The 5,683-nt window shown below is 70.4% G+C and carries 7 protein-coding genes and 1 pseudogene; all 8 read right to left on the reverse strand.

The window, feature by feature from the left end; all coding sequences use genetic code 11:
• Positions 1-453 (reverse strand): annotated as a pseudogene (locus ACOJSN_RS24565) (phosphatidylinositol kinase); the annotation flags it as partial.
• A 7-nt stretch (positions 454-460) separates the two neighbouring features.
• Positions 461-1,006 (reverse strand): DUF3090 domain-containing protein, encoded by a 546-nt coding sequence (locus ACOJSN_RS24570; RefSeq protein ID WP_420115113.1) that lies wholly within the window; start codon positions 1,004-1,006, stop codon positions 461-463.
• Positions 1,007-1,015: 9 nt separating this feature from the next.
• Complete coding sequence (locus ACOJSN_RS24575) at positions 1,016-1,702, reverse strand: MSMEG_4193 family putative phosphomutase (protein WP_420115114.1); 687 nt, start codon at positions 1,700-1,702, stop codon at positions 1,016-1,018.
• Positions 1,703-1,708: 6 nt separating this feature from the next.
• Positions 1,709-2,449: a pseudouridine synthase gene (locus ACOJSN_RS24580; RefSeq protein ID WP_420115115.1), complete on the reverse strand. Its 741-nt coding sequence runs from the start codon at positions 2,447-2,449 to the stop codon at positions 1,709-1,711.
• Positions 2,446-3,138: an SMC-Scp complex subunit ScpB gene (scpB, locus tag ACOJSN_RS24585; protein WP_420115116.1), complete on the reverse strand. Its 693-nt coding sequence runs from the start codon at positions 3,136-3,138 to the stop codon at positions 2,446-2,448. Before scpB ends, ACOJSN_RS24580 begins: the two co-directional genes overlap by 4 nt.
• The gene (locus tag ACOJSN_RS24590) at positions 3,135-4,067 is read right to left on the reverse strand and encodes a segregation and condensation protein A (RefSeq protein ID WP_420115117.1); all 933 of its coding nucleotides are present in this window, start codon (positions 4,065-4,067) and stop codon (positions 3,135-3,137) included. The genes scpB and ACOJSN_RS24590 overlap by 4 nt, the downstream gene beginning before the upstream one ends.
• Positions 4,051-4,896: a ParA family protein gene (locus ACOJSN_RS24595; protein WP_420115118.1), complete on the reverse strand. Its 846-nt coding sequence runs from the start codon at positions 4,894-4,896 to the stop codon at positions 4,051-4,053. Before ACOJSN_RS24595 ends, ACOJSN_RS24590 begins: the two co-directional genes overlap by 17 nt.
• 10 nt (positions 4,897-4,906) lie before the next feature.
• Positions 4,907-5,683, reverse strand: a 777-nt coding sequence (locus tag ACOJSN_RS24600; protein ID WP_420115119.1) for a tyrosine recombinase, incomplete at its 5' end; no start/stop codon positions are given.

The following is a 5,683-nucleotide window of genomic DNA, read 5'->3' on the forward strand; positions in this document are numbered from 1 at the left end:
GGCCATGCGGCGGAGCTCGGCGGAGTTCTCGTGGAGCAGCGAGACCGGTCGCTCCTGCTGGTCGAGGCCGTCGAGCACATGGCACCAGCCGTCCGGCAGCTCGTCTGCGGCGGGGACCAGCGCCACAGCCGGCCGGACCTCGCCCTCGGGTTCCTCCCACTGCTGCACCATGCCGGGGCCGAACGGACCGTCGCCCAGCCAGGTGCGCGGCACGGTGCGCCACCCCAGCGCCTCGGACAGCAGGTAACTGGCGATCTCACGGTGGGCGAGCGTGCCATCCGGGAAGTCCCACAGCGGCCGCTCCCCCGCCACGGGCTTGTAGACGACCTGGACCTCGCCGATCCGGCCGAGGAACGTGGCGTTCGAGGCGGTGGTGATCCGGCCCACCAGCTCCAACGGCTCCTCCGCCGCGCCGCCGGGCACACCCTCGTGGTGGTCCTCGACCGACGTCACACCCGGCTCACTCGGCGCCGTCCACGGCACAGACATGACCATCCGGGTCCATCGGCTCCTCGCACATCGGGCACAGTGGGCGGCCCTGCGTGACGATCGTCCGGGTCCGCGCTGCGAAGGCCCGAGCCGCGCCCACGGGCAGGCGCACCACGAACACCTCGGCCGGCTCCTCCTCCTCGACCACGGTGCCGTCCTCGTCCAGCAGCAGCCGCGAAGCCTGGATCACCACCTGCGCGGTGCGCGGGTCCCACGCCAGCCGCATCTCCCCCACCCGGAACTCCTCGTCGACCGGATCGGCAAGCGGTCCGTCGTCGGCCAGCCCTTCGGGTGCGGCCTCGGGCACGGAGTAGCGGTTGTCGTCCTCGACAATCAGCTGGTCGAGGACGGCGTCGACGCCGTCGGCCAACGCCGCCGACTGCTGCTTCTCCAACGCGACGCTCACCACCCGCTTGCCCTCCTGCGCCTGCAGGTAGAACGTGCGCGAGCCCGGCTCTCCGACGGTCCCTGTGACGAACCGATCCGGCCAGTCGAAACCATGGACGATCGCAGCCATGCGTCCAGGCTATCTCGCAGCTCCGGCTCCGCCGCCGACCGTCTCGCCCGGTGTCCGACCCAGCCAGCCGAGCTCGCCCTCCAACGTATTCACCCCGAGTACGGCCGGGCGCGGCCCGCCGTAGTGGACGATCGAGATCGACGCCGGGTGCACGTCGAGCCGCTGGAAGCTGTCGAGGTGCATACCGAGCGCGTCGGCCAGGATGGCCTTGATGACGTCGCCATGGCTGACGGCGGCCCACACAGCGTGGGGGCCACTCGCCTGGGTGATCCGTGCGTCGTGCCGGCGCACGGCAGCGACACCGCGCGCTTGCATCGCAGGCATCGACTCGCCGCCGGGAAACACGGCAGCGGTCGGCTGCGTCTGCACGGTGGCCCACAGCGGTTCCTGTGCCAGCTCCGACAGCGCGCGTCCCTGCCACTCGCCGTAGTCACACTCACTGAGGTCGTCCTCGACCAGAACCCGCTGAGCACCTGCGGACGGTTGTTGCGCCAGCAAGGCCGTGGCGCTCTGGCGGCACCGCTCCAACGGGCTGCTCACGATCTCGGCGAGCGCAAGCCCGGCGAGCCGCCGACCGGCTGCCCCGGCCTGCTGGGTCCCCGTCTCGTCCAGCTCGACGCCGGGCGTCCGGCCCGCGAGCACACCGGTCGCATTCGCGGTGGTCCGGCCGTGCCGGACCAGCACCAGGGTCGCCATGCTCCGCTACAGCCCGACGGCCGACATCAGCCGCCCCAGCTCGGTGCCTTCGACCGCCCGTGTGCGCCCGGGCTTGAGGTGCCCGAGTCGGATCGGTCCGATCGAGGTGCGCACCAGTCGGGTCACCGGATGCCCGACCTCCTCGAGCAGGCGACGCACAATGTGATTGCGGCCCTCGTGGAGCGTCACCTCGACCAGCGACGCATTCGGTGTGGTCTCCAGCACCGTGAACCGGTCGACGGCGACCGGACCGTCGTCCAGCTCGATGCCCCGGGCAAGTTCCCGCCCCAGGCCCTTGGCCACCCGCCCCTCGACGTTGGCCACGTAGGTCTTGGCCACCTCGTACGACGGATGCGTGAGCCGATGCGCCAGCTCGCCGTCGTTGGTCAGCAGGATCAGCCCCTCGGTCTCGGCGTCGAGCCGGCCCACGTGAAACAGCCGCTCCGGACGGTCGGCCACGTAGGCCGACAGGTCAGGGCGGCCCTGCTCGTCAGCCATCGTGGAGTACACGCCGGCGGGCTTGTGCAGCGCGATCGTCACCACGCTGTCGTCGAGCTGCACCCGGAGCCCGTCGACATGGATCACCGCGGTGCGTGGGTCCACGCGGGTGCCGAGCTCGCGCACCTGCTGGCCGTCCACGCTCACGCGGCCCGCGTCGATGATGGCCTCACAGGCTCGCCGCGAGCCGAAGCCCGCGGCCGCGAGCACCTTCTGCAGTCGGACACCGGCGGGGTCGTGCACGTTCATGTCGGCTCCTCGAGATCGGCAGCGATGGTGCTCGTCTCAGGCGAGCCGTCGAGATCCTCGATCTCGGGAAGGTAGGGCGCCAACGGTGGCAGGTCGTCCAGGCTGCGAAGCCCGAGGCGTTCGAGGAAGTAACTGGTGGTCTGATAGAGGTTCGCACCGCCGTCGGGGTCCTGACCCGCTTCCTCGATCAGACCGCGGGAGAGCAGGGTCCGCACCACGCCGTCGACATTCACGCCGCGGATCGCGGCGATGCGGCCGCGGGAGACCGGCTGCCGATACGCAATCACGGCCAGTGTCTCGAGCGACGCCTGGGTCAGGCGAGCGGTCTGGCCGTCGAGCACGAAGGCGTCGACGACCGGGGCGAACGTGGGGTTGGAGTAGTAGCGCCACCCGCCGCCCTGCTCCCGCAGCACGAACCCACGGTGCTGCTCCTGGTACCCGGTCACGAGCTCGGCGAGTGCCTCCTCGATCTCAGGCTCGGGTCGAGCCAGCACGGTCGCGAGCTGCGTCGTCGCCACTGGCGTGTCCGCGACCATGAGGATCGCCTCGAGCGCCGCGGGGAGGCCTCCTGGCTCGTCGAGCACACGAGCGGCGGCCGCGAGATCCGTGTGGCGTTCCGGTGCCTGGGCGTCGTCGGGCCGCGGCTCGTGCTCCGGCGCCTGCGCTGGCGCGGTCTCGGGTTCGGTCACGGTGCCTCCACCTCGTCGGTCGGCTGCGCTGGGGCGTCGGATTCCGGGTCCGCCGGTGTGCCGAGGTCGTCGTAGTCGTCGGCGACGTCGACCTGGCCATCGTCGCTGCCGGTCCAGCGGATCGTGAGCTCGGCCAGCGCACTCGCCTGGTCGAAAGAGACCGCCCCCTCGCGGAACAGCTCCAGCAGCGCCAGGAACCGGGCGACGACCACGTTGATCGATCCGGCGTCGGACGTGAGGCCACGGAAGGTCACGGCGTGCTCGCGGCGAAGCCTGTCCACGATCATGGCCGCCTGCTCGCGCACGCTGACGATCGGCGCATGCAAGTGCGAGATGTCCACACCATCGGGCGCTGCTTTGGGGGCAAGCGCATCGGCTGCGAGCCGCGCCAGGTCCTCGGGTCCGATCCTGAGCACGAGCTCGGGCAGCAGCGCCGCCAGGTGCGGCTCCAGTGCCACCGAACGCGGGTGGGATCGCCCGTGCCGCTCCCACTCGCTGCCCAGGTGTGCCGCGACCTCCTTGAACGCGCGGTACTGCAGCAACCGTGCGAAGAGCAGGTCCCGCGCCTCCAGCAGCTCGAGGTCCTCGATCTCGTCCGTACTGGTGCCTGGCAGCAGCCGTGCGGCCTTGAGATCGAGCAGCGTCGCCGCGATCACGAGGAACTCGCTCGCCTGCGACAGGTCCCAGTCCTTCTGGGTGCGGATGAAGGAGATGAACTCGTCGGTGACCACGGCCAGTGCCACCTCGGTCACGTCCATCTGGTGCTTGGCGATCAGCGACAGCAGCAGGTCGAACGGACCGGAGAAGTTCTCGAGTGTGACCTCGAACCGGCCGGGCCGGGTGAGCGCGACCGCTGCGTCACCGTCGGCGACCGGTGCCTCGGTCACCGTCTCGGCAGCGGACAGCGCCGCCTCAGGCGGCTTCACCACGAGCGATGAGCTCGCGTGCGAGCTTCTTGTAGGCGTAGGCGCCTGCGTGGTTCGGGGCATAGGTGAGGATCGACTCGGTCGCCACCGAAGCGTCCGGGAACTTGACGGTGCGGCCGATCACGGTCGAGAACACCTGGTCGCCGAAGGCCTCCCGCACGCGTGCGAGCACCTCCTTGGAGTGCAGTGTGCGGCCGTCGTACATCGTGGCGAGGATGCCGTCGGTCTGCAGCCGCGGGTTGAGGCGGTCCCGCACCTTGTCGATCGTCTCGACGAGCAGCGCGACCCCGCGCAGCGCGAAGAACTCGGTCTCCAGCGGGATGATCACGCCGTGCGCCGCGGTGAGCGCGTTGACCGTGAGCAGGCCGAGTGACGGCTGGCAGTCGATGAGGATCACGTCGTAGGTGTCGGTGACGCTGCGCAGCACCCGACTGAGCACCTGCTCGCGCGCGACCTCGTTGACCAGCTGCACCTCGGCGGCCGACAGGTCGATGTTCGCTGGTGCGAGGTCGAGGCCGTCCACCGAGGTTGGCTGGATGATCTCCCGGACATCCGGGCGCTGCTTCATCAGCTCGGTATAGATCGTGGCATCCAGCTCGTGCGCGTTCACGCCGAGACCTGCCGACGCCGCACCCTGCGGATCGAAGTCCACCAGCAGCACGCGGCGGCCGTAACTGGCGAGCGCCGCACCGAGGTTGATCGTGGTCGTCGTCTTGCCGACCCCGCCCTTCTGGTTGCACATCGCGATGATGCGGGCAGGCCCGTGCGACGACAACGGAGCCGGCGCCGGGAAGTCGCGCGCGGCATCCGGATCGGAGTCGACGGTGCTCATCAGGCCCAACTTACAGGGCACGCGGGTGGCTCGCGGCGTACACCTCGCGCAGCGTGTCCGGCGTGACCAGCGTGTAGATCTGCGTCGTGGTCACCGAGGCATGCCCCAGTAGCTCCTGCACCACCCGGACATCGGCGCCCCCGGCCAGCAGGTGTGTGGCGTAGGAGTGCCGCAACGTGTGCGGCGAGATGTGAGTGGCCAGCTTGGCGCGCGTGGCGGCATCCTGCAGCACCGCCCACGCACTCTGGCGCGAGAGTGGGTTGCCGCGCTGGTTGAGGAACAGCGAGGCGTTGCCTCGACCGTTCCCGGCCAGCACCGGCCGACCCCGCACCAGATAGGCCTCCAACGCGTCGATCGCGTAGCTGCCGACAGGCACGACGCGTTCCTTGCGTCCCTTGCCGAACAGATGGATCGACGGCGCAGCCCGGTCCAGGTCGACATCGTCCACCGTGAGTCCGATCGCCTCGCTGATGCGCGCGCCCGTCCCGTAGAGCACCTCGACCAGTGCCCGGTCACGGAGCCCGAGCACACCGTCGGCCGCCGACGCTCCGGCGAGGAGCCGCTCGACGTCGTCGACCGGGATCGCCTTGGGGAGCCGCTTCGCCGTGCCGGCCGGCCGCACCGCAGCGGCGGGGTCGCTCGCGGCCCGTCCTTCTCGGACCTCGAAGCGGTGCCAGCCCCGTACGGCCACCACGGCACGATTGGTCGACGACGGCGACAGGCTCGATCCGCCGTCGGACCCTGATCGGAGCGCCTCCACGAAGGCGGCGACATCGGCTTCGGTGAC

The sequence above is a fragment of the Pseudactinotalea sp. genome, assembly GCF_048594945.1.
GTDB lineage: Bacteria > Actinomycetota > Actinomycetes > Actinomycetales > Beutenbergiaceae > Pseudactinotalea.